Origin of the sequence: Brevundimonas mediterranea (genome assembly GCF_014196125.1) — a bacterium.
Lineage (GTDB): Bacteria > Pseudomonadota > Alphaproteobacteria > Caulobacterales > Caulobacteraceae > Brevundimonas > Brevundimonas mediterranea.
The window spans coordinates 1,058,607-1,079,752 of the sequence record NZ_JACIDA010000001.1 but is presented as its reverse complement, the minus strand read 5'-3'; the positions used below and the strand labels follow the sequence as shown (position 1 = coordinate 1,079,752).

Sequence of the window (21,146 nt, the reverse complement as noted above, 5' to 3'; positions counted from 1 at the left end):
GATCAGGAGGCGGGCGCCGCCGGCGTCTGGGGCGTGTACCCCGTCTCCACCTTCAGGAAGGCGATGACGTCCCGGCGGTCCGTCGCGTCGGGTAGGCCGGGATAGTTCATCTTGTTGCCCGGCAGGAAGGTCTTCGGATTCTGCAGCCAGTGGTCCAGCTTTTCGGCGTCCCATGTGAATTCCGCCGTGCGCATGACGTTGGAATAGTTGAACCGCGGGCGATCTCCCGCCTTGCGCCCGAACACGCCGTACAGATTCGGTCCCGCCAGATCCGGCCCGTCCTGGCCGATGGTGTGGCACGAACGACAGCGAGCGAAGACGCGACGACCATTGGCTAGATCCCCGGCGTTGTAGGGGGCGGGCAGGGCGGCCCGCAGGCTGGCCTTTTCCGCATCCGTCGCGACGCGCGCCGGCTTGGCCGCCGGTCGGCCGTCGTCGCCCGCCTTGTTCGGGGCATTGCCCTGACCGCAGGCGGCAAGGGCCAGAATCAAGGGGACGGCGAGGGGGGTGAGACGGCTCATCAAGGGCTCCAGTTTCGCGCCACATAGGGGAAACGCGTGGCGCGGCAATTGGTCAAGCTGTCCTGCTGGACGGATGGGGCACGCACCTGATAATCAGTGTCAAAGAAACGCGGAGTCGCCGGGGGGCGGCATCCGCCGGTGCGAGCCTAGATTTGACCGATACCATAAAGCTGAGCCAGGCCCGACGCGGCGATCAAGGCGTCATCACTCAGGTGGGCGCCCATTGTCATCATCAAGGCGAGGCGGTGGAACTTGAACGCCGACTGCTTGAACTGGGCTTCGTCGAGGGCGCCCACGTCGAACTGCTGCATGAAGGCCTGTTCGGTCGCGATCCCATCGCGATCAAGGTGGACGACATGCGCGTGGCCCTGCGCCGCCACGAGGCCGCCAGCCTGACCATCCGGCTGGACGCCGCCTGATGGACATGGCCCTGAAGACCGCCCGCGTCGCCCTGGTCGGCAATCCCAACAGCGGCAAGACGGCCCTGTTCAACGCCCTGACCGGCGCCCACCAGAAGGTCGCCAACTACGCCGGCGTTACGGTAGAGCGCAAGGAGGGGCTGATCCGCACCGCCTCCGGCCGGACCATGTCGGTGCTGGACCTGCCCGGCACCTATTCGCTGCGCGCCCGCAGTCCGGACGAGGAAGTCACCCGCGACGCGGTCCTGGGCCGTCTGGCCGGCGAAGTCCCGCCTGATGTGCTGGTCTGCGTGGCCGACGCCACCAACCTGCGCCTGATCCTGCGCCTGGTCCTGGAACTGAAGGCCGTCGGCCGGCCCATGGTCCTGGCGTTGAACATGTACGACATCGCCCAGCGTCAGGGGCTGCGGATTGATCTGGAAAAACTGGGCGCCGAACTGGGCGTGCCGATCATCACCACGGTGGCGACGCGCAAGCGCGGCATCGACGACCTGATCGCCGCCGTCGAGACCCAGGTGGATGTGGCCGCCGCCAGCGAGAACCACTGGCGCAGTCCCGACGCGACCGAGCTGCGCACCGCCGCCCGTGAGGCCGAACGGATCATGAAGGCCTGCGTGCGTCCGCCCGAGCGGCCGGACACCCTGACGGGGCGGATCGACGACGTCCTGCTGCATCCGCTGGGCGGGATGGTCATTCTGATGGTCATCCTGTTCGCCATGTTCCAGGCCGTGTTCAGCTGGGCCGCGCCCCTGATGGATGGGATCGAGGGGATTGTCGGATGGTTGGGCGCCGGGGTGGCGGCGCTGCTTCCCGACGGCCTGCTGCAAAGTCTGATTGTCGATGGGATCATTTCAGGCGTCGGCAGCGTCCTGGTCTTCCTGCCGCAGATCCTGATCCTGTTCCTGTTCATCATCGCCCTGGAAGACTTCGGCTATATGGCGCGCGCCGCCTTCCTGATGGACAAGATCATGGGCGGGGCGGGGCTGCACGGCCGGGCCTTCATCCCGCTGTTGTCCAGTTTCGCCTGCGCCATTCCCGGCATCATGGCGGCGCGGGTGATCGATTCGAAGCGCGACCGCCTGACCACCATCCTGGTCGCGCCGCTGATGACCTGTTCGGCGCGGATTCCGGTCTATACGCTGATCATCGCCGCCTTCATTCCCAACGAGACCGTCTGGGGCTTCGTCAATCTGCAAGGCCTGGTGATGTTCGGTCTCTACGCCGCCGGCATCGTCAGCGCCCTGCTGGTGTCGCTGGTGATCCGCAAGGTCTTCTGGCGCGGGGCGGTCGAGCCCTTCATGATGGAACTGCCGACCTACAAGGTGCCGGACTTCAAGAGCGTCGTCTTCAACCTGTGGATTCGCGCCAAGATCTTCATCAACCGCGCCGGCCGTATCATCCTGCCGCTGGTGATCATCCTGTGGGTTCTGGCGACCTTCCCCTATCCGCCCGAAAACGCGACGATGCCGGGCATCGACTATTCGTTCGCGGGCATGATCGGCCGCGCGCTGGAGCCGATCTTCGCCCCTATCGGCTTCAACTGGCAGATGGTCGTGGCCCTGATCCCCGGCATGGCGGCGCGCGAGGTGGCGGTGGCCGCCCTGGGCACGACCTACGCCATCGCGGACGCCGAGAATGCGACCGGTCTTCTGGCCTCCACACTGTCGGCGCAATGGTCGCTGGCGACGGCATTGTCCTTCCTAGCCTGGTATATCTTCGCGCCCCAGTGCGTGGCGACCCTGGGCGTGGTGAAGCGCGAGACCAACTCGTGGAAATGGACCTGGATCATGATCGGCTACATGTTCGGTCTGGCCTATCTGGCCTCCTTCGTGACCTATCATGTGGCGGTTGCGCTCGGAGGCGGCTAAGCGGGGCCGGTTCTCCACCAACCGGACCTTGAGATGAGCCCTGCCGTCGCCGCCGTCGTCCTGGGCCTGCTGGGCCTGATCATCGGCAGCTTCCTGGCGGCGGTCAGCGTGCGCCTGCCGCGCGACGAGGATATCGTGGCCGCGCGGTCGCGCTGCATGGGCTGTGACCAGACCCTGCGGCCGTGGGAGTTGGTTCCCCTGTTCAGCTGGTTTGTTCTGCGTGCGCGGTGCGCGCGGTGCGATGCGGCCATCTCGCCGCGCTATCCGCTGATCGAGCTGGGGGCCGCCCTGATCGGCGTCTGGGCGGGCTTCAGCGGGGCGTCGTGGCTGATGGTCGCCGCGACCGCGCTCCTGGGCTGGCAACTGCTGTTGATCGCCATCATAGACGCCGAGAATTTCTGGCTGCCCGACGTTCTGACCTGGCCGCTGGCGGCGACAGGCCTGATCGCTGCGGCTCTGATCGACCGGGATTCAGTTCTGACGCACCTGATCGGGGCGGCGGTCGGCTTTGGCGGTCTTTGGCTGGTCGGCTGGCTGTACAAGGCGATCCGCAAGCGCGACGGCCTGGGCGGGGGCGACCCCTTCCTGTTCGCGGGCGCGGGGGCCTGGGTCGGGTGGATCGGCCTGCCCAGCGTGCTGTTGTGGGCCTCGGCGGTCGGTCTCAGCCTGGTGTTCGGCATGCTGGTGGTGCGCCGCTCGGTCAGCGCGACGCAGAAACTGCCGTTCGGCGTCTTCTTGGCCGTCGGTATCTGGCTGACCTGGCTATACGGGCCGCTCGGGCTCTAACGCCCGGTCGTCAACTTGACGATGATGATGGCCGCCGTGTCGAGAATGGCTTCAGGCGTATCGGCGCGGCGCAACAGGTCGAAGCTGGCGGCGGTCGATTCGGCGATGGAGGCGATCTGGTACGAGGCCAGGCGGGGGCTGTAGTCCTTCGGGTGCAAGCCCGCAGCATGGGCCTGGGCGACGCGGCGTTCGATCGCCAGGTGCAGGCGACGCAGGCGACGCACCCGGCTCTCGACGAAGGCGGCCTCGCCGTTGTCGGCCAGCATGTGCTCGACCCGCAGCACCTGACCGTGATCGCGCCAGATGGCCATGACGTCCAGTATGAAGGCCCGGCCGATGGCGAAGGCCTTGTCGCCCGGCCAATCCGCCTGGAAATGGGCGGCCAGTCCCTGAAAATCGGTCGCCGCCGCCTCGCACAGGGCCAGGACCGGCTCTTCGACCGTCTTGAAATAGGTGTAGAAGTTGGAAGGCGACACCCCGGCGACCGAGGCGAGGTCCGCCACGCGGATTTCGCCATAGTGCCGCTCGTTCAGCAGGGCGCGGGTCGCGTCGAGGATCGCCTGGCGCGTGCGACCTCCCCGTGCGCCGATCTTGTGCCCCAGCTTGTTGGTCGTGTCGGCCATGTCCTCGATGGTCGGAAACTGAACGGAGTCGTTCGCGGATATGATCCGCGACATCCGCTCAGATAAGGGAAAAGAACGTCGTTCTCAGACAGTTCAGGGTATTTGAACCTCGCCGGAAAGACCAGCGCCGAAGGCGATTCAGCCGCTTTTCAGTCGGGACGGATGACCATGCAGGTGACGCGACGTTCCGACAAGGCGTCGCAGGCGGCCTTGGCGGTGTCTTCGGTCAGGCCTGTGAAGCGTGAACGGTACCAGTCGCCGGCCGTCTGAACATTACGCTCGGCGCTGGCGAACTGGGCGCGGAAACGGCGATTGACCTCGGCCAGCCAGTCGGTCGCGACCTTCTCGTCGCGGAAGGCGCCGACCTGCACCGCCCAGCGGCCGGACGGGCGAGCGGCGGCGCGAGCCGGTTCGCGGGCGGGCGGCGGCGCGGCGCGGCGCGGCGTGGTCGAGGGCGCGACGGCGGCCCCGGACGGCGCGCCGTTCAGAGAGGCGGTGACATTGGCGGGCGCGCGGCGGGTCGGGACGGCGGGTTGGACTTGAGCCGGGGCTGCGGCGCGCTGAGTGGCGGCGGCGCTGCGTTCCGAAGGGGAGGGCGTGATCCGCGTCGGCAGAGCGGCGGGCGCCGGAGCCGCCGTATAGGCGACGGCGCTGGACTCGGCTCCGATATCGTCTTCGTCATTGCCGATGGAGGCGTAGGCGACGGGCGCGCTGGGCGACAGGGACTCGCCGCCGACGCCGAAGCCGCGCTGTTCGAAGAAGGTCTGGGCGATCTGGATGTTTTCGCCCTGGCTCCGACGACGCTCGACCTCGAAGCCGGTGTCCATCAGTTCGGCGACGTGGGCGTTGCGGCTGGCGCTGGATCGACCGCCCAGGACGACGGTGATCAACCGACGACCGTCGCGCACCGCCGAGGCCGCCAGATTATAGCCCGAGGCGTTGGTGTAGCCGGTCTTCATGCCGTCGTAGCCGTTTCCGGTCGGCAGCAGGCCGTTGGTGTTGCGATAGTTGCGACCGTTATAGGCCCAATCATGCAAGCCGAAGTAGCTATAATACTGGGGAAAATCCCGCATGATGGCGCGCGCCAGGATCGCCTGGTCGTGCGCCGAGGTCGTTTGGCGTGCGTCGGGCAGGCCATTGGCGGTGAAATAGCGCGTCTGGGTCATGCCCAACTGTTGCGCCTTGGCCGTCATCTGGCTGGCGAACCGGGTCTCTGAGCCGCCGATATGCTCGGCGATGGCCACGGCCATGTCGTTGGCGGACCGCACGGCGGTGGCGCGCATGGCGTCGTCCAGAGTGATGGTCTGGCCCGCAGCAAGGCCCAGTTTGGACGGCGGACGCGACGCCGCATAGGGCGAAATCGTGAGGATGTCGTCGGCCCGGACCTTGCCCTGTGACAGGGCCTCGAACGCCAGATACAGCGTCATCATCTTGGTCAGGGACGCCGGATATCGGCGGCTGTCGGCATGACGCGAGAACAGCACCTCGCCCGACGCAGCGTCGATGACGATGGCGGCGTAACGACTGTTTTCCTGCGACTGGGCCTCGATCGGCCTGACGTTCGCCCCAAGGACGAGCGAAAGCGCGAGAACGGCGAAAAGACCACGACGGAAAAAAGCGATCATGGGCGGTTACGACCCTCGGTGAGCTAGGGTGCGACAGGCCCCCCGGCCGACGCGACTAAACGACTAGCATAGGAAAAGGGGGTTTCGTGGTGGTTAACCGGCCGTCAACGAGAATTTGAAGCGTCGAACCAGGTTATCACCGTTCATATGCTGCAGCGCACAAAAACCTTGAATCGTCTTCGCACTTGCAGCATAACAAGCGCAGGCGGGGTTCGTCTCGCGCCTCGATTTCGCCGTGCCTATTTCCCCCTCTTCCTTCATCTGGAGACACGATCATGGCTGACAGCGCCGAAACCGTGAAGAAGACCGTCGAACAAACCGCCGCCAAGGCGAAGGCTCAAGCCGCCGAGTTTCAGGCCGCCGGCGCCAACGCCTTCCGTGAAGGCATCGAGAAGTCGGTGGCTTCGCTGGGCGAACTGAACGCTCACAGCAAGAAGAACCTCGACGCCATGGTCGAGTCGGCCACGGTCGCCCAGAAGGGCGCCGAAGCCCTGTCGCAACAGGCGCTCGGCTTCGCCAAGACCGCCTGGGAAGACGGCGTCGCCGCCAGCAAGGAACTGTCGACCGCCCGTTCGGTGCAGGAGTTCTTCGAGCTTCAGACTAGCTGGGCCAAGAAGTCCATGGAACGCTATATGTCTGAAATGACCCGGACGAACGAGATCGTCACCGCAACGGTCAAGGACAGCCTCAAGCCCATCAACGAGCGCGTCACCGCCTCGGTCGAGACCTTCCAGGCCGCCCGCTGATTTTGCGGCGATCCTGAACGGATTCGAAAGGCCCCGGGGTTCGCCCCGGGGCTTTTTTCGTTCTGGGGCCGTGGTTTGCGCTTCACGAAACCTGTGACTGGACGCCGCTTCAATTCAGGCCATCATTCCCTATCTGATAGAGAAGACGACTCCCCGATTACGGAACACGAATGCCCATACAAAGGCCCGGTGAAAACGGGGGAGGCGCAGGCGCCGCCACCGTCACCGAAACAAAGCCGAAGCTTCAGAAGCCCTCGCTCTATCGAGTGCTGATCCTGAACGACGATTATTCGCCGATGGAATTCGTCGTCTATGTGCTGGAGCGGTTCTTCCAGAAGAGCCGGGAAGAAGCCACCCGCATCATGCTGCATGTGCATCAGCATGGCGTGGGCGTGTGCGGCGTCTTCACCTACGAGGTCGCCGAGACCAAGGTCGCGCAGGTCATCGAGACCGCGCGCCGCCACCAGCACCCTCTGCAATGCACGATGGAAAAGGACTGAGAGGAGCCTCCCTATGCCTTCATTTTCCCGTCCTCTCGAAGAAACCCTGCATCGCGCAGTCGGCTACGCCAATGCGCGCAGGCACGAGTATGCGACGCTCGAGCACCTGCTGCTCGCGCTGATCGACGATCCCGACGCGACCGGGGTCATGAGCGCCTGCAATGTCGATCTGAGCGCGCTCAAGGCCGCCCTGACGCTTTATGTCGATAATGATCTCGCCGCCCTCGCCACGTCCGACGGGGAGGAAGCCAAGCCGACCGCTGGTTTCCAGCGCGTGATCCAGCGCGCCGTGATCCACGTCCAGTCATCCGGCCGCGAGGAAGTGTCCGGCGCAAACGTGCTGGTCGCCATCTTCTCCGAGCGCGAGAGCCACGCCGCCTATTTCCTGCAGGAGCAGGACATGACGCGGTATGACGCGGTCAACTTCATCGCCCACGGCATCGCCAAGAAGGCGGGCGCCGGCGAAACGCGCCCGGCCAAGGGCTCTTCGCCCGAAGAGGCGGAGGATCAATCGGCCGTCAAATCCGGCGGCGAGGCGCTGCAGGCCTATTGCGTCGACCTCAACGAGAAGTCGCGCCAGGGCAAGGTCGATCCGCTGATCGGTCGCCAGGCCGAGGTCGAACGCTCGATCCAGATCTTGTGCCGCCGCACCAAGAACAACCCGCTGCTGGTCGGCGACCCCGGCGTCGGCAAGACCGCCATCGCCGAAGGCCTGGCCCGCAAGATCGTCAACGGCGAGGTGCCCGACGTCCTGAAAGACGCCACCATCTATTCGCTGGACATGGGCGCCCTGCTGGCCGGCACCCGGTATCGCGGCGACTTCGAGGAGCGGCTGAAACAAGTGGTCAAGGAGCTGGAGAGCCACGACAACGCCGTGCTCTTCATCGACGAGATCCACACGGTGATCGGCGCCGGCGCGACCTCGGGCGGGGCCATGGACGCCTCCAACCTGCTGAAGCCGGCCCTGGCCTCGGGGTCTCTGCGCTGCATGGGGTCGACGACCTACAAGGAATATCGCCAGCACTTCGAGAAGGACCGCGCCCTGGTGCGTCGCTTCCAGAAGATCGACGTCAACGAGCCGACGGTCGAGGATACGGTGAAGATCCTGAAGGGTCTGAAGACCTATTACGAGCAGCACCACAAGGTCCGCTATACCGACAGCGCCATCCGCACTGCGGTGGATCTGTCGGCCCGCTACATGACCGACCGCAAACTGCCGGACAAGGCGATCGACGTGATCGACGAGGCCGGGGCGTCGCAGATGCTGGTGGTCGAATCCAAGCGCAAGAAGGTCATCGGCCAGAAGGAAATCGAGACCGTCATCGCCAAGATGGCCCGGATCCCGGCCAAGTCGGTGTCCAAGTCCGACACCGAGAGCCTGCGTGAGCTGGAAGTCGATCTGAAACGGGCCGTCTTCGGCCAGGAACAGGCCATCGAACAGGTGTCGGCGGCGATGAAGCTGGCGCGGGCGGGTCTGCGCGACCCGGACAAGCCGATCGGCAGTTTCCTGTTCAGCGGACCGACCGGCGTGGGCAAGACCGAGGTCGCCAAGCAGCTGGCTTCGACCCTCGGCATCGAGATGCAGCGCTTCGACATGTCGGAATATATGGAGCGCCACACCGTCAGCCGCCTGATCGGGGCCCCTCCCGGCTATGTCGGCCATGACCAGGGCGGTCTGCTGACCGACGCCGTCGATCAGCACCCGCATTCGGTGGTGCTGCTGGACGAGATCGAAAAGGCGCACCCGGATGTCTACAACATCCTGCTGCAGGTGATGGACAACGGCATGCTGACCGATGCGGTCGGCAAGAAGGTCGATTTCAGGAACGTCATCCTGATCATGACCACCAACGCCGGCGCCGCCGACAACGCCCGCGCCTCCATCGGCTTCGGCCGGGGTAAGGTCGAGGGCGAGGACGACAAGGCCATTCAGCGCCTGTTCGCGCCGGAGTTCCGCAACCGCCTGGACGCCATCGTGGCCTTCAAGCCGCTGCAGGCCGACACGATCCGCTCGGTGGTGACCAAGTTCATCCTTCAGCTGGAAGCTCAGCTGGCGGACCGGAACATCACCATCGAACTGACCGACGAGGCGGCCGACTGGCTGGCCAAGAACGGCTTCGACGAACTGTACGGCGCGCGTCCGCTGGCGCGGGTCATCCAGGACTCGATCAAGAAGCCGCTGGCCGACGACATCCTGTTCGGGCGCCTGACGCGCGGCGGGCATGTGAAGGTCCAGCTGAAGGACGGCAAGATCGACTTTGATATCAAGAGCGCCGGTAGCGTGGCGGTGAAGTCGGAGGAAGAAGAGACGGCCTGATCGGGCCCGATCAACGCCAATGGGAGGCCCGGGCGGAGACGTCCGGGCCTTTTTTCATGCGCGGAGCGCACGGCGGCGGCATATTGGGCCGATGGGGCAGGTTGAACAGATTGAAGAGGCGCGGGCTTTGCTCGCCCAGGCGGAGGGGCGGCTGGCGGACGGGGACCTGCACGGAGCCTTTGCGGCCTACAAGGCCTGCCTGAAAGCCGGGCCGGATTTTGCGCCCGGACTGGCGGGCCTGGGCCTGTTCCTGGCCGAGCACGGCGATACAGGAACGGCGGCCCAACTGCTGAGTCAGACGATCTCGATCGGGGATACCGTGCTGCAGCGGCGGATCGCGCCGACGTTCGCTCGGCTGCTGGAGGGATTGAAACCCAACGCCTGGAATGCCGCGCTGGATCGCGATCTACGGATTTGCCTGGCTGAGCCGGTCGTGGACCCGCAGTCCCTTGCGCGGGTCACTGCGGAAACCCTGTTGTTGAAGCAGGTCCGGTTCGACGGAACGCCGGCGGCTCTGGCGGCCATGGGGCGCGATCCGCTGTGGCTGGGCTTTCTGTCGCGGTGTGTGAACGTCAGCCCCGCCATGGAGGCGCGGCTCGACGCCGTGCGAACGGCCGTGGCGGAGATGCAGGTGGAGCGGGGCGACAGACTGGAGGCTCCGATCGGGCTCTTGGTCGCCGCCCTGGGGCTCAGCGGGTTCGCGTCCGAATATGTCGCGCCGGTACAAGACGCCGAAGGGACGGTGGCTATCCTGTATCGGCGGCCCAGCCGAGCGGAGGCTGCGGCTCTGGGAGAAGGCGAGATCCAAGCTCAACTGATCCGCCGCGCCATTGATGAGCCGGCGCGTGAGCGGGACCTGGCCCGGACGGTCCCCGCTTTCACGCCCCACGGTGGAGACGCGGTTTCAGAAGCGGTCAAGGATCAGTACGAAGCCAACCCCTATCCGCGCTGGTCGGCGCCGCCAGCGCCCAGACCTCGGCCGCTTCGTGACGCCGTTTCGGTCCTGCCGGGACTGGATCGCAAAACCTGTGGCGACCGTGTGGAGTCCGTCCTGGTCGCGGGGTGCGGCACGGGGTTCGAGCCCATCGACATGGCGCGGATCGACCCCTCTCTGGCGATCACCGCCATGGACCTGAGCCGCGCCAGCCTGGCCCATGGCATGAGGGTCGCCGAAGACCTGGGTCTGACGCAGATCCGGTTTGTTCAGGGAGACATCCTGAAGCTGGATCCGGTTCAGGGACCGTTCGACGTCATCACCAGCACGGGGGTGATCCACCATATGGCGCGGCCCGAAGACGGGCTGGCGAGGTTGGCCGGCGTCTTGCGACCGGGCGGAGTGGTGCGGCTGGGGCTCTACAGCGAGCGGGCGCGGGCGGTGGTGCAGGCGGCGCATGACCTGATCCGGCAGATGGGTTGGACGCCGGTCGACGCGGACATCCGGGCGTTCCGCGCCCATGTCCTGGCTCTGCCGGACGGGGAGCCCTTGGCGGCGTTGAAGCAGAGCGCCGACTTCTACAGTCTCAGCGGCTGTCGCGACCTGGTCTTCCATGTGCAGGAGCATCGCTATACGCCGCCCCAGCTGGGCGACCTGATCGCGGGGGCCGGGCTTCGACTGGTCGGGCTCGAGGCGTCGCCCCAGGCGAAGGCGGCGTTTGCAGCGGCGTTCGGGCCGGCTGATGCGCTAGACCTCGGCCTGTGGGATCGGGTGGAAATGCGGCGACCGGACCTGTTCGCCGGCATGTACCACCTTTGGGCGCAGAAGCCGGCGGTTTGAGAGGGGTTTAGCCGTCCTTTTTGTACGGCGACAGTTCCTCGGTCATCTCCAGCCTTTGCGCCTCGACGGCCGGGCCTTCGCGCCGGAGATAGTCGGCCACCGGACCGCGCAGCGCGGGGTCGGCGATGAAATGGGCGGAATAGACAGGGGAGGGCAGATAGCCGCGCGCGATCTTGTGGTCGCCCTGGGCCCCGGCCTCGACGCGGGACAGGCCTCGCGCAATGGCGAACTCGATGGCCTGATAATAGCAGAGCTCGAAATGCAGGAAGGGCACGTCTTCCAGCGTGCCCCACTGGCGGCCGTACAGCGCGTCGCGGCCGATGAAGTTCAGGGCGCCGGCGATGGGCGTCCCGTCCCGGAAGGCCATGACCAGGGCGATCCGGTCGGCCATCGTCTCACCGACCCTGCGGAAGAAGTCCCGCGTCAGATAGGGCCGCCCCCATTTGCGGTCGCCCGTGTCCATGTAGAAGGCAAAGAAGGCGTCCCAGTGGGCCTCGGTGATCTCGGCGCCGGTCAGGACGCGGATGTCGAGATCGGCCTGGGCGTCGCGGCGTTCGCGTCGGATGGTCTTGCGCCGGTTGGCCGACAGGGCGGCCAGGAAGTCGTCGAAGGTCTGATAGCCGTCGTTGCGCCAGATGAACTGGATGTCCTGGCGCGGCAGCAGGCCCGACTGAGCCATGTCCGTCCATTCGGTCTCGGTCGGGAAGTTGACGTGCAGGGACGACACCCCCATCCGCTCCACCAGGGTCAGGGCGCCCTGGAGCAGGGCCTGGCGCACGGTGGCGGCGTCCGTGTCGGGATGATGCAGGAAGCGCGGGCCGGTCGCCGGAGTGAAGGGCACGGCGCCGAGCAGCTTGGGATAATAGCGCCCGCCGGCACGCTCATAGGCGTCGGCCCAGCTGTGGTCGAAGACGTATTCGCCCTGGCTGTGGCCCTTCAGATAGAGGGGCATGACGCCGAGGACGGCGTTGTCCTCGTCACGCAGGGCCAGGTGGCGCGGCGCCCAGCCTTCCTGCGGGGCCGCGCTGCCGGAGGCCTCGCAGGCGTGCAGAAAGTCGTAGGAGACGAAGGGATCGCCGGTGGGACGCGCGCAGGCGTCCCAGGCCTCGCGGCCGATGTCGGCGATCCCCTCGTGGACCGTGAGGGTGAAGGTCAACGGATCTCCACGATGGCGTCGACCTCGACGGCGAATCCGAGAGGCAACTTGTAGACGCCCACGGCCGAGCGGGCGTGGCGGCCGGCGTCGCCGAACACCTCGACCATCAGGTCCGAGCAGCCGTTGATGACGGCGGGAATGGCCTCGAAATCCGGACCGGCCTGGACGAAGCCGCCCAGTTTCACGATCCGCACCACCCGGTTCAGGTCGCCGTCGCAGGCGGCCTTGATCTGGGCCAGCAGGTTGATCCCGCACAGGCGGGCGGCAGCGTTGGCCTGGTCCGGCGTCACGTCCACGCCGACCGTGCCCTTGACCCCGCCCGAGGCGTCGTTCGACAGCTGGCCCGACACATGGACCACGGCGCCCGTCTGGACAAAGGGCACATAGTTGGCCACCGCCTTGGCGGGTTCGGGCAGGGTGATGCCGAGTTCGGCGATGCGGGCGTCGATGCTCATGATGTCTCCTTGATCTGGTCGGCGGTTTAGCGCGGCGCAAGGGCGGCGTCACCGGTCGCGTGCTTTAAAGCTTCGCCAACCGGGCCGTGTCATGGTGTGGCCCATGGATCTGCACCTGACTCCCGACGTCTCCGCCTTCCAGGCCGTTCTGGCGCGACTGTCGCCCGAGGATCGGGCGCGCGTGGACGCGGCTCTGGAGCCGGCGGCGGTCAGAGCCGCCGAGGCTGCGCCCCACTGGGACTTCGAAATGCCGGCCAAGGCGGTGGACGGCCTGCTGGGGCAGGGCGTGTCGGACGACGTGCGACGCGGCCTAGTCGCGGCCTGGGCCCTGGGTCTGCCGGACCGGGTGAAGGCCATGGCCCTGCCGGCCGAGGTCCTGACGCTTTATCCCTATTGGATCGACCAGCTCGCCGCCTTTCTGAGCAAGGCCGAGGGGGATTACGACTTCGATCACTGGTCCAAGGACGTGCGCTTTTCCCTGGCGCTCAGCGTGCCCGGCGCCAAGAGCCAGGTGATCGACCTCAGTTCGCCGGTCGGCCCGGGACAGATCATCAAACATGTCCGCGAGGGCTGGGGCTTCGGCCCGCTGTTCCGCTATCTGGCGGCGGGGGCGAAACGCGAGCCCTGGCTGGAGGTCCATACCGAGAGCCGCTGGCTGCGCGGCTTCAACGAGGACGGCTGGAACGAAGCCTGGGTCACGGCGGCGGAAATCTGCCGGACGCGGCCGGAGCTGGCGGGGATGATCGGCTCCAGCTGGTTCTATGATCCGCCCCTGACCGAGATCAGCCCGCGCCTGGCGCACCTGCGGCTCAACCCGCTGAAGGGCGGGGCCTTCATGGTTCACCAGGGGCCGGGCGAGATCCATACGGAGCGGGCGGGAACGGCCTCGGCGTCGCGTAAGGCCTTGATCGACAGCGGTGAATACACCGCGCGGTCGTGGCTGATGGTCTGGCCGAGGAAGGAGCTGATCGCCTGGGCGGATCGGCGGAAGATGGAAGAGGCCGCTTCTCATCAAGCGTAGGCGCAAGTGACGGCGGTGGCTAATAGGCCGCCATCGCCCACGCCGCCGCGACCGGCTGTATGTCCAGACCGGCCGCCTTGGCCAGGCGGATCAGACGATCGATATCCTCAGGGCGGCAGCCGTAGGGGGTGGGGGCGTCGCTGACGTCATGGCCGTAGGCGATCAGCCAGCCTTTTGACGCCGCCGTGTCTGCGACCATCTGTTCCAGATCATAGCCGGGCAGGCGGCGGCTCTCCAGCCCGACGGCCTGCAACAGATTGCGGTCCACGCGGCCGGCGTTGATCCCGTCGCGCACGCCGCGGCCGCAAAGGAAGCGGCGGTCGATCACCGGCTTGGCCCCGAGGGCGCAGTCGCCGAACGGATAGGCGAAGCTGAGCATCTGATAGTCGTCCAGACGTTCCGACACCCAGGCGGCGTTGCGGGCCAGGCTGGCGTCCAGTTCGGCGGGAGACAGGGTCAGGGTCGAGACGTGTTCATAGGTATGGCAGCCGACCTCGTGCCCGGCCTCGTGCAGGGCCTGGAGGTGTTCGGTCTCGAACTGCGGCAGGTCCAGATTGCGACCGCCCGACAGGCCGCCGCAGACATAATAGGTGGCCTTGACGCCATGCTCGGCCAGGATCGGCCCGGCCTCGAGCCAGGCCGAGGCGGGGATGTCGTCGAACGACAGGCTGAGGACGCCGCGCGCGGGCTGGACCATCTCCGCGCGGACGTCAAGGTAACGGCCGGCGCGGCGGCGCATCTTGTCGATGAAGGCGTTCATCCCGCCCTTATGGCCGAAAGGGGCTTAAGGCCGGGTTTCAGACGACGACGGGCTGGGCCGTCAGGCCGCGCACGCCGAAGACGCGGCGATAGCGTTCGATCTCGGCCGGATCGCCGACGGCCTTTTCCGGATTGTCCGACAATTTGACGGCCGGCCGGCCGCCGGCCTCCGCCACCTTGCAGACCAGGGAGATGGGCTCCAGCTCGGGCGCGAAGGCCGGCGAACAGTCGCGGAAGTCATTGGTCAGATTGGTGCCCCAGCCGAAGCTGAGGCGGACGCGGCCGTGGAAATGGGCGTGGGCGGCTTCGATGCCGTCGATGTCCATGCCGTCCGAGAAGATCAGCAGCTTCTCCTTCGGATCGCGGCCGTGGGCGCGCCACCAGTCGATCAGCCGTTCGCCCGCGGCGATGGGCGGGGCTGAATCGGGACGGAATCCGGTCCAGTCGGCGACCCAGTCGGGCGCCTGGTCCAGAAAGGCCTCGGTGCCGAAGGCGTCGGGCAGGACGACCAGCAGATTGCCGCCATAGTGGCGCCGCCATTCGTCCAGCACCGCATAGGGGGTCCGGGCCAGGGCCGCGTCGTCGGGCGCCAGGGCGGCCAGGACCATCGGCAGTTCGTGGCCGTTCGTGCCGATGGCCTCCAGGTCGTTCTCCATGGCGTGAAGCACATTGGAGGTGCCGATGAAGGCCTGGCCCAGCCCCTCCTTGAGCGCCTGGATGCACCAGCGCTGCCACAGGAAACCGTGGCGACGGCGGGTGCCGAAGTCGGACAGGGCCAGATCGGGCAAGGCCCGCAACCGCTCGACCTTGGACCAGAGCCGGGTCTTGGCGCGGGAGTAGAGGACGTCCATCTCGAACCGGCCCAGCCGCCGCAGACCAACGCGGCAGCGCAGTTCGTTCAGGATCGCCAGGGCCGGAATCTCCCACAGTGTCACCTCGGCCCAGGCGCCCGCGAAGGTCAGGACATACTGGCCGTCCAGAACCGACAGATCGTAGTCCGGCAGGCGATAGTCAGCCAGCCAGGCGATGAAGTCGGGCGAGAAGATCTGCTTCACGCCATAGAAGCTGTTGCCCGCCAGCCAGACCAGTTCCTTGTTGGTGAAGCTCAGGGTTCGGGCGTGGTCCAGCTGTTCGCGCAGGGCGCCGATGTCGATCTCGTCGGCCAGGCGGACGGACCGGGTGCGGTTTATGACTTGGAAGACGACCGGCGTATCGCGATGCTCGCGCCAGATCATCTGCAGCATCAGCAGCTTGTAGAAGTCGGTGTCCAGCAGGCTGCGGACGATGGGGTCCAAGCGGAAGCCGTGGTCGTAGGCGCGTTTGGCGAGATCCATGCCGCTTCCTAGGGCTTCAACGCCCGCCCCGCCACCACGGCGTCCTTGCCGAATTTTTCGCGCAGGGCGTCGATGGCGCGTTCGGTTTTCAGGGTCCGGGTCTCAGAGGTCTGGAACAGGCCGGCGGGGGCGTCGTCGGCGTCCTGGATCTCGGCCATGCCGATGCCGATCAGCCGGTAGGGCGGGCCCAGTTCCGGCTTGAGCAGGTCGCGGCCGGCGGCGAACAGGGCGCGGGCGGTCTGGATCGGGTCGGCCAGGCTGACGCGGCGGGTGATGATCTTGAAATCGCTGCGTCGCAGTTTCAGCACCAGAACGCGGCTGGCGACGCCGTCGCGCCGGGCCTTGGACGCCAGCTTCTCGCACAGGGGCCAGAGCTCGGCCTCCAGCGCCTCCTGAGAGTTCAGGTCTTCGTTGAAGGTCGTTTCGGCGCTCATGCCCTTGCGGTCGCGCTCGGGGTTCACCGCTCTGGCGTCGCGGGCGTGGGCCAGATCATGCAGGCGCAGGCCCGATTCGCCGTAGCGTTTGACCAGGTCGCGCAGGTCCGCCTTCGCCAGGTCGCCGATGGTGGCGTAGCCGTCGCTGCGCAGCGCCTTGCCGAACACCGGGCCGACGCCGGGCAGGGCGGTGACGGGGCGCGGGGCCAGAAGAGCCTGGGCGTTGGCGGCGCCGACGACGGAAAAGCCCCGCGGCTTGTCCATCTCCGACGCCATCTTGGCCAGGAAGCGGTTGGGGGCCAGGCCGATGGAGACCGTCAGGCCGGTTTCTTCCTCGATCTGTTTCTGGAAGCGAATCAGCTGGAAGGCGGGCGGGCCGCCGTTCAGCCGCTCGGTCCCCGAAAGGTCCACCCAGGCCTCGTCCAGCGACAGCGGCTGTATCAGGGGCGTCAGCCGGCCCAGGGCGCCGAGGATGCGTTCCGATTCGAAGACATATTTGGCGAAGTTCGGCTTGATCACCACGGCCTCTGGACAGGCCTTCAGCGCCTTGAACATCGGCATGGCGCTGCCGACGCCGTATTGGCGCGCGACATAGCAGGCGGTGGACACCACGCCGCGCTTGCCCCCGCCGACGATGACCGGCTTGTCGCGCAGTTCGGGCCGATCACGCTTCTCCACCGAGGCGTAGAAGGCGTCGCAGTCCATGTGGGCGATGGACAGCTGGTCCAATTCCGGATCGGCGACGACACGGCGCGAGCCGCACGACGGGCAGCGGCGGTCCGGCGGTCCGGCGGGGTCGGCGCCGCTCCACAGGCAGTCGCGGCAGACGGCCTTCATGGCCACGCTTAAGGTCTCCGTAACCTTGGCTTCACCCCAACTTAAGACTGGGCGCCCACTATTCCACCACACGAGGCGCCCCGTTGTGAGGGGCCCCGCAGGTCAGGTGATGATGTCCAAGAAAGTCCTCATCGTCGAGGATAACGAGCTGAACATGAAGCTTTTTCATGATCTGCTCGATTCCCAGGGCTACGAGACCCTGCAGACCCGTGAGGGACTGCAGGCTCTGGCTCTCGCGCGCGCGCATCATCCGGACCTGATCCTGATGGATATTCAGCTGCCCGAAATCTCCGGTCTCGAAGTCACCAAATGGCTGAAGGACGACGAGGAGCTGAACCATATCCCGGTGATCGCCGTTACGGCCTTCGCGATGAAGGGCGACGAGGAACGCATCCGCCAGGGCGGGTGCGAGGCCTATATCTCCAAGCCGATCTCCGTCATGCATTTCCTCGAAACCATCCGGCAGCATCTGGGATGAGCGCGCGGATTCTGGTGGTCGACGACGTGGACGTGAACGTCCGTCTGCTCGAAGCCAAGCTGACCATCGAATATTACGACGTCCTGACCTGCAACGACGGGGCGACCGCGTTGGATCTGGCGACGGAGCATCAGCCGGACATGATCCTGCTGGATGTGATGATGCCCGGCATGGACGGGTTCGAGACCTGTCGGCGCCTGAAGGCGCGGGCGGAGACGCGGCACATACCGGTGGTGCTGGTGACGGCGCTGGACGGCCGCGAGGATCGAATCCGAGGGCTTGAGGCGGGAGCCGACGACTTCCTGACCAAGCCGATCGACGACGTGGTCCTGTTCGCGCGCGTAAAGTCACTGACGCGGCTGAAACAGGTGATGGACGAACTGCGCGAGCGCGAGGAAAGCAGCCGGCGCATGGGCGTGGACGGCGAGGGGGCCGCGCGGTTGCGCAGCGAGGGCGGCCGGGTCCTGATCATCGACGACGATGCGAGCCAGGCCGAGACGATCGCCGCCGAACTGGGACGCGAGCACCGCGTCTCCATAGAGTCCGATCCGGAGGCCGCCTTGGCGACCGCCAAGGGTCCGCTGGACCTGATCATCGTCAATGTCGCAGCCGAGAGCTTCGACGGGCTGCGGGTCGTGGCCCTGGCCAAGTCGGGCGATGCACGTCGCGCCCCGATCCTGGCCATTGTCGAGCCGAAGGAACGGCCGCGCATGGTCAAGGCGCTGGAACTGGGCGCCACCGACATCCTGCCGCGCCCGATCGATCCCGAGGAGCTTTCGGCGCGTGCGCGCACCCAGATCCGCCGCAAACGCTACACCGATTTCCTGCGTCAGAAGCTGGACAGCAGCCTGGAGATGGCCGTCACCGACGCCCTGACCGGTCTGCATAACCGTCGCTATATGACCGGGCAGTTGCAGGCCCTGGTCGGGCGGGCCGCGCATGGGGGCGCGACGGTGGCGGTGCTGGTGCTGGACATCGACCACTTCAAATCCGTCAACGACGGCTTCGGTCATGACGCCGGCGACGAAGTTCTGGCCGAGTTCGCGGTTCGCCTGGCCACCAATGTCCGCGCGGTGGACGTGCCGTGCCGGATGGGCGGGGAAGAGTTCGTGGTGGTCATGCCGGGCGCCAGCCTGGAAGACGCGCGGATGGTGGCGGAACGGATTCGCCGGGACATCGCCTCCGCGCCCTTCCGGGTCATGGGCGGCAAGGAACTGCTGACCATCACCATCTCGATCGGGGTCGCCGCCACGACCGGCGCTGGCGATACGCCCGAAGCCCTGCTGAAACGCGCCGACGAAGGCGTGTACGAGGCCAAGGCGAGCGGCCGGAACAAGGTCATCGCCAAGGCGGCCTGACGTCGCTGGTCTCCGTCGTCAGACGGCGTCGAGAAGAACGACAAGCAACTGAAAACGCCCGGCGGTTGACCCGCCGGGCGTTTCATTTTCAGTCTCAGATCAAGGCGCCCTCGGGTCGTGCGAGGGTCGCCGGGCCTTGAGCCCTTACTTGATCTTGCCTTCCTTGAAGTCGACGTGCTTGCGCACGACCGGGTCGTACTTCTTGACGACCATTTTTTCGGTCATGGTGCGGGCGTTCTTCTTGGTGACGTAGAAGAAGCCGGTGTCGGCCGTGGAGTTCAGGCGGATCTTGATGGAAGCCGGTTTGGCCATCGGAATTACCTCTGCGACGGCGAAAGCCGCTTAAAATAAGAGGCGCGGAACATACTCAGCCGCGCCCCAAAGTCAACGGGCGCGATGCCACGTTGATGCGGCGCGGCGCACATATAATGTCGTCGCATGAAAATCGCATCCTTCATCGCCGCCCTGGCTGTTGTTTCCGCGCCTTTCGCAGGCGCTGCGAACGCCTTTTCCACGCCGGAGCAGGACGCCTTCCTGGCGCGGCTCACCGCCCTGTGCGGCCAGAGATTCGAAGGCAGGGTCGTCACGACCGACGCGGCCGACGCCGCCTTCGCCAGTCAACGGCTGATCATGCATATCCGCGACTGTTCGGCGGATGAGGTGCGGATTCCCTTCGCCGTGGGCGAGGATCGGTCGCGGACCTGGGTGGTTACGAAGACGGACACGGGCCTGCGGCTGAAACACGATCACCGGCACGAGGACGGAACGACCGACGTCCTGCACTGGTACGGCGGGGATACGGCGGAGGCGGGCACGGCCGAGCGGCAGGCCTTCCCGGTGGACGCCGAGTCCATCGCCCTGTTCGACGCCAACAACGCCTCGGTCTCGACCACCAATGTCTGGGCGATGGAGGTCCATCCGGATCGAATGTTCGCCTATGAGTTGCGGCGTCCGAACCGTCATTTCCGCGTCGAGTTCGACCTGGCCAGGCCGATCGCCGACTAAAGGATCAAACGACGCGCCAGGCCTGAAGCGGTCGCACGGTGGCGCAGGCCGGGCCGCCGTCGCGGGCGCGGCCGGGCAGAATGGCTTCCAGCACGCGCCCGTCGCGCGCCAGGGCCAGAAGGTCGGCGGGAATGTCGTGGACGTCGATCTTGGCGCGCCGGCTCCATTCGCTGTGCTGTCCGGCCGACGTGCCGATGGCGATATAGACGAAACGTCGCGACGGCCCTTCGCGTCGCACGAAGAGACCGGTCAGCCGCCCGTCGTCGGACAGGGTGACGGGGACGTCGAAGCTGATCGGGGCGTCGCCGGCGACGCGTGGCTCGACCGGCATGTTCGCCTTGTCCTGCAAGCTATAGGCGACGCCCGCGACCGGGTCGGCGATGGTCAGGCGCAGGGTGATCGTCGATCCGGCCATCTCAGTCCCTGTGTTCGACCGTGTGACGGCCCCGCACCATCCGCACGAAGGGCAGGGGGCGGTCCGGCTGTTCCAGACGTTCGGCCAACTCCCCCAGCACGAAGCGGGTGATGGCGGGCAGGTCCAGGGCGCGGGCGTCCTCCAGCGGTAGCCAGGCGATCTCGTCCAGTTCGCCTGACCCGGCGGTCGGTTCCGGGCTCAACAGGGCCTCAGCCGGCGCCATGAAGAAGCGGGCGTCGAACCGCCGTGTGCGACCCGGAGGGGTGATGGCCCGGGCGATGTAGGACAGGACCGACAGATCGGGCAGGGCGCCCGCCTTACGATACTCCCGCCACGGCCCCGCGATGCTGGCTGACGGTGCGGACCGCCCCAGGATCAGCCCGGTCTCTTCGAAGGTCTCGCGCACCGCCGTCAGCGCCAGGGCGCGCGCACGGCGGGCCGGCAGTTCGGCCTCCAACCGCCGCGCGACATCGGAGGGCAGATCTGCCGTCGCTGCGGCGATGAAGTCGCTGCGGTCTATCCGCCCGCCCGGAAACACCCATTTCGACGCCATGAACACATGCCCCGGCGCCCGCCGCCCCATCAGCACCTCGGGCCGGGACCCGCCCCGCGTCAGGATCAGGGTCGCGGCGTCCTTGGGCCGCTGGGCGCCGCCGACGCGCGGGGCGTCGGCCAGATCCTGGGCGGCGTCGAAGGGGGCGGTCGGCATACCCGA

22 protein-coding genes are annotated in these 21,146 nt (G+C 66.7%); 11 read left to right on the top strand and 11 right to left on the bottom strand.

Annotated elements, in window-relative coordinates; translation table 11 throughout:
• Positions 1 to 2: 2 nt before the first annotated feature.
• Positions 3 to 521, bottom strand: a complete 519-nt coding sequence (locus tag GGR11_RS05475) for a c-type cytochrome (RefSeq protein WP_183195736.1) — start codon at positions 519 to 521, stop codon at positions 3 to 5.
• Between the two features lie 152 nt (positions 522 to 673).
• Here GGR11_RS05475 and GGR11_RS05470 point away from each other — a divergent pair, with 152 nt between their 5' ends.
• From GGR11_RS05470 to GGR11_RS05460, 3 genes are read left to right on the top strand one after another with little or no spacing between them, the layout of a single operon-like run.
• A complete protein-coding gene (locus tag GGR11_RS05470) occupies positions 674 to 940 on the top strand; it encodes a FeoA family protein (protein WP_008258842.1) in 267 nt (88 codons plus the stop codon).
• Complete coding sequence (gene feoB / locus GGR11_RS05465) at positions 940 to 2,808, top strand: ferrous iron transporter B (RefSeq protein WP_183195735.1); 1,869 nt, start codon at positions 940 to 942, stop codon at positions 2,806 to 2,808. Before GGR11_RS05470 ends, feoB begins: the two co-directional genes overlap by 1 nt.
• A 33-nt stretch (positions 2,809 to 2,841) precedes the next feature.
• Positions 2,842 to 3,594, top strand: a complete 753-nt coding sequence (locus GGR11_RS05460) for a prepilin peptidase (RefSeq protein ID WP_183195734.1) — start codon at positions 2,842 to 2,844, stop codon at positions 3,592 to 3,594.
• Here GGR11_RS05460 and GGR11_RS05455 read toward each other — a convergent pair.
• Positions 3,591 to 4,217, bottom strand: a complete 627-nt coding sequence (locus tag GGR11_RS05455; protein WP_183195733.1) for a TetR/AcrR family transcriptional regulator — start codon at positions 4,215 to 4,217, stop codon at positions 3,591 to 3,593. The two genes, GGR11_RS05460 and GGR11_RS05455, sit on opposite strands and share 4 nt — an antisense overlap.
• A 149-nt stretch (positions 4,218 to 4,366) precedes the next feature.
• Positions 4,367 to 5,842, bottom strand: a complete 1,476-nt coding sequence (locus tag GGR11_RS05450; RefSeq protein WP_183195732.1) for a D-alanyl-D-alanine carboxypeptidase — start codon at positions 5,840 to 5,842, stop codon at positions 4,367 to 4,369.
• A 275-nt stretch (positions 5,843 to 6,117) separates the two neighbouring features.
• Between GGR11_RS05450 and GGR11_RS05445 the strand changes: the two genes are divergently transcribed.
• The 4 genes from GGR11_RS05445 to GGR11_RS05430 all read left to right on the top strand — a co-directional run bounded on the left by GGR11_RS05445 (position 6,118) and on the right by GGR11_RS05430 (position 11,179).
• Entirely contained in the window at positions 6,118 to 6,588 is a 471-nt protein-coding gene (locus GGR11_RS05445) for a phasin family protein (RefSeq protein WP_183195731.1), read from the top strand.
• A gap of 170 nt (positions 6,589 to 6,758) precedes the next feature.
• Complete coding sequence (gene clpS, locus GGR11_RS05440; protein WP_035309618.1) at positions 6,759 to 7,088, top strand: ATP-dependent Clp protease adapter ClpS; 330 nt, start codon at positions 6,759 to 6,761, stop codon at positions 7,086 to 7,088.
• A 13-nt stretch (positions 7,089 to 7,101) separates the two neighbouring features.
• The gene (gene clpA / locus GGR11_RS05435; protein WP_183195730.1) at positions 7,102 to 9,405 is read left to right on the top strand and encodes an ATP-dependent Clp protease ATP-binding subunit ClpA; all 2,304 of its coding nucleotides are present in this window, start codon (positions 7,102 to 7,104) and stop codon (positions 9,403 to 9,405) included.
• A 91-nt stretch (positions 9,406 to 9,496) separates the two neighbouring features.
• Complete coding sequence (locus GGR11_RS05430; protein WP_183195729.1) at positions 9,497 to 11,179, top strand: class I SAM-dependent methyltransferase; 1,683 nt, start codon at positions 9,497 to 9,499, stop codon at positions 11,177 to 11,179.
• A gap of 7 nt (positions 11,180 to 11,186) precedes the next feature.
• On the opposite strand, the gene GGR11_RS05425 is transcribed toward GGR11_RS05430, so the two are convergent.
• Both GGR11_RS05425 and GGR11_RS05420 read right to left on the bottom strand, forming a co-directional pair.
• Complete coding sequence (locus tag GGR11_RS05425; protein WP_183195728.1) at positions 11,187 to 12,335, bottom strand: GNAT family N-acetyltransferase; 1,149 nt, start codon at positions 12,333 to 12,335, stop codon at positions 11,187 to 11,189.
• Positions 12,332 to 12,790, bottom strand: coding sequence for a RidA family protein (locus GGR11_RS05420; RefSeq protein ID WP_035309623.1), 459 nt, complete (start codon positions 12,788 to 12,790; stop codon positions 12,332 to 12,334). The genes GGR11_RS05425 and GGR11_RS05420 overlap by 4 nt, the downstream gene beginning before the upstream one ends.
• A 103-nt stretch (positions 12,791 to 12,893) precedes the next feature.
• Between GGR11_RS05420 and GGR11_RS05415 the strand changes: the two genes are divergently transcribed.
• Entirely contained in the window at positions 12,894 to 13,811 is a 918-nt protein-coding gene (locus GGR11_RS05415) for a hypothetical protein (RefSeq protein ID WP_183195727.1), read from the top strand.
• Positions 13,812 to 13,830: 19 nt separating this feature from the next.
• Here GGR11_RS05415 and GGR11_RS05410 read toward each other — a convergent pair whose 3' ends face one another.
• From GGR11_RS05410 to GGR11_RS05400, 3 genes are read right to left on the bottom strand one after another with little or no spacing between them, the layout of a single operon-like run.
• Entirely contained in the window at positions 13,831 to 14,571 is a 741-nt protein-coding gene (locus GGR11_RS05410) for a polysaccharide deacetylase family protein (RefSeq protein ID WP_183195726.1), read from the bottom strand.
• Between the two features lie 37 nt (positions 14,572 to 14,608).
• Positions 14,609 to 15,904, bottom strand: coding sequence for a nicotinate phosphoribosyltransferase (locus GGR11_RS05405; protein ID WP_183195725.1), 1,296 nt, complete (start codon positions 15,902 to 15,904; stop codon positions 14,609 to 14,611).
• 8 nt (positions 15,905 to 15,912) lie between these two features.
• Positions 15,913 to 17,175, bottom strand: coding sequence for a DNA polymerase IV (locus GGR11_RS05400; protein WP_221205179.1), 1,263 nt, complete (start codon positions 17,173 to 17,175; stop codon positions 15,913 to 15,915).
• A gap of 112 nt (positions 17,176 to 17,287) precedes the next feature.
• Between GGR11_RS05400 and GGR11_RS05395 the strand changes: the two genes are divergently transcribed.
• A complete protein-coding gene (locus GGR11_RS05395; RefSeq protein WP_164952723.1) occupies positions 17,288 to 17,653 on the top strand; it encodes a response regulator in 366 nt (121 codons plus the stop codon).
• Positions 17,650 to 19,011, top strand: coding sequence for a PleD family two-component system response regulator (locus GGR11_RS05390; RefSeq protein WP_183195723.1), 1,362 nt, complete (start codon positions 17,650 to 17,652; stop codon positions 19,009 to 19,011). The genes GGR11_RS05395 and GGR11_RS05390 overlap by 4 nt, the downstream gene beginning before the upstream one ends.
• Positions 19,012 to 19,155: 144 nt before the next feature.
• Here GGR11_RS05390 and rpmG read toward each other — a convergent pair whose 3' ends face one another.
• Positions 19,156 to 19,323 (bottom strand): 50S ribosomal protein L33, encoded by a 168-nt coding sequence (rpmG, locus tag GGR11_RS05385; RefSeq protein ID WP_008262536.1) that lies wholly within the window; start codon positions 19,321 to 19,323, stop codon positions 19,156 to 19,158.
• Between the two features lie 126 nt (positions 19,324 to 19,449).
• Between rpmG and GGR11_RS05380 the strand changes: the two genes are divergently transcribed.
• Positions 19,450 to 20,016, top strand: a complete 567-nt coding sequence (locus tag GGR11_RS05380) for a hypothetical protein (protein ID WP_183195722.1) — start codon at positions 19,450 to 19,452, stop codon at positions 20,014 to 20,016.
• 4 nt (positions 20,017 to 20,020) lie between these two features.
• Here GGR11_RS05380 and GGR11_RS05375 read toward each other — a convergent pair whose 3' ends face one another.
• Positions 20,021 to 20,431: a DUF5990 family protein gene (locus tag GGR11_RS05375; RefSeq protein ID WP_183195721.1), complete on the bottom strand. Its 411-nt coding sequence runs from the start codon at positions 20,429 to 20,431 to the stop codon at positions 20,021 to 20,023.
• Position 20,432: 1 nt separating this feature from the next.
• Positions 20,433 to 21,140: an NUDIX hydrolase gene (locus GGR11_RS05370; RefSeq protein WP_183195720.1), complete on the bottom strand. Its 708-nt coding sequence runs from the start codon at positions 21,138 to 21,140 to the stop codon at positions 20,433 to 20,435.
• Positions 21,141 to 21,146: the final 6 nt, after the last annotated feature.

Bases quoted from the DNA above. Each gene is read 5' to 3' on its own strand.
- GGR11_RS05475 (WP_183195736.1), bottom strand. From the start codon at position 521: ATGAGCCGTCTCACCCCCCTCGCCGTCCCCTTGATTCTGGCCCTTGCC.
- feoB (WP_183195735.1), top strand. From the start codon at position 940: ATGGACATGGCCCTGAAGACCGCCCGCGTCGCCCTGGTCGGCAATCCC.
- GGR11_RS05460 (WP_183195734.1), top strand. From the start codon at position 2,842: ATGAGCCCTGCCGTCGCCGCCGTCGTCCTGGGCCTGCTGGGCCTGATC.
- GGR11_RS05455 (WP_183195733.1), bottom strand. From the start codon at position 4,217: ATGGCCGACACGACCAACAAGCTGGGGCACAAGATCGGCGCACGGGGA.
- GGR11_RS05450 (WP_183195732.1), bottom strand. From the start codon at position 5,842: ATGATCGCTTTTTTCCGTCGTGGTCTTTTCGCCGTTCTCGCGCTTTCG.
- GGR11_RS05445 (WP_183195731.1), top strand. From the start codon at position 6,118: ATGGCTGACAGCGCCGAAACCGTGAAGAAGACCGTCGAACAAACCGCC.
- clpS (WP_035309618.1), top strand. From the start codon at position 6,759: ATGCCCATACAAAGGCCCGGTGAAAACGGGGGAGGCGCAGGCGCCGCC.
- clpA (WP_183195730.1), top strand. From the start codon at position 7,102: ATGCCTTCATTTTCCCGTCCTCTCGAAGAAACCCTGCATCGCGCAGTC.
- GGR11_RS05430 (WP_183195729.1), top strand. From the start codon at position 9,497: ATGGGGCAGGTTGAACAGATTGAAGAGGCGCGGGCTTTGCTCGCCCAG.
- GGR11_RS05420 (WP_035309623.1), bottom strand. From the start codon at position 12,790: ATGAGCATCGACGCCCGCATCGCCGAACTCGGCATCACCCTGCCCGAA.
- GGR11_RS05415 (WP_183195727.1), top strand. From the start codon at position 12,894: ATGGATCTGCACCTGACTCCCGACGTCTCCGCCTTCCAGGCCGTTCTG.
- GGR11_RS05410 (WP_183195726.1), bottom strand. From the start codon at position 14,571: ATGAACGCCTTCATCGACAAGATGCGCCGCCGCGCCGGCCGTTACCTT.
- GGR11_RS05405 (WP_183195725.1), bottom strand. From the start codon at position 15,904: ATGGATCTCGCCAAACGCGCCTACGACCACGGCTTCCGCTTGGACCCC.
- GGR11_RS05400 (WP_221205179.1), bottom strand. From the start codon at position 17,175: ATGAAGGCCGTCTGCCGCGACTGCCTGTGGAGCGGCGCCGACCCCGCC.
- GGR11_RS05395 (WP_164952723.1), top strand. From the start codon at position 17,288: ATGTCCAAGAAAGTCCTCATCGTCGAGGATAACGAGCTGAACATGAAG.
- GGR11_RS05390 (WP_183195723.1), top strand. From the start codon at position 17,650: ATGAGCGCGCGGATTCTGGTGGTCGACGACGTGGACGTGAACGTCCGT.
- rpmG (WP_008262536.1), bottom strand. From the start codon at position 19,323: ATGGCCAAACCGGCTTCCATCAAGATCCGCCTGAACTCCACGGCCGAC.
- GGR11_RS05380 (WP_183195722.1), top strand. From the start codon at position 19,450: ATGAAAATCGCATCCTTCATCGCCGCCCTGGCTGTTGTTTCCGCGCCT.
- GGR11_RS05375 (WP_183195721.1), bottom strand. From the start codon at position 20,431: ATGGCCGGATCGACGATCACCCTGCGCCTGACCATCGCCGACCCGGTC.
- GGR11_RS05370 (WP_183195720.1), bottom strand. From the start codon at position 21,140: ATGCCGACCGCCCCCTTCGACGCCGCCCAGGATCTGGCCGACGCCCCG.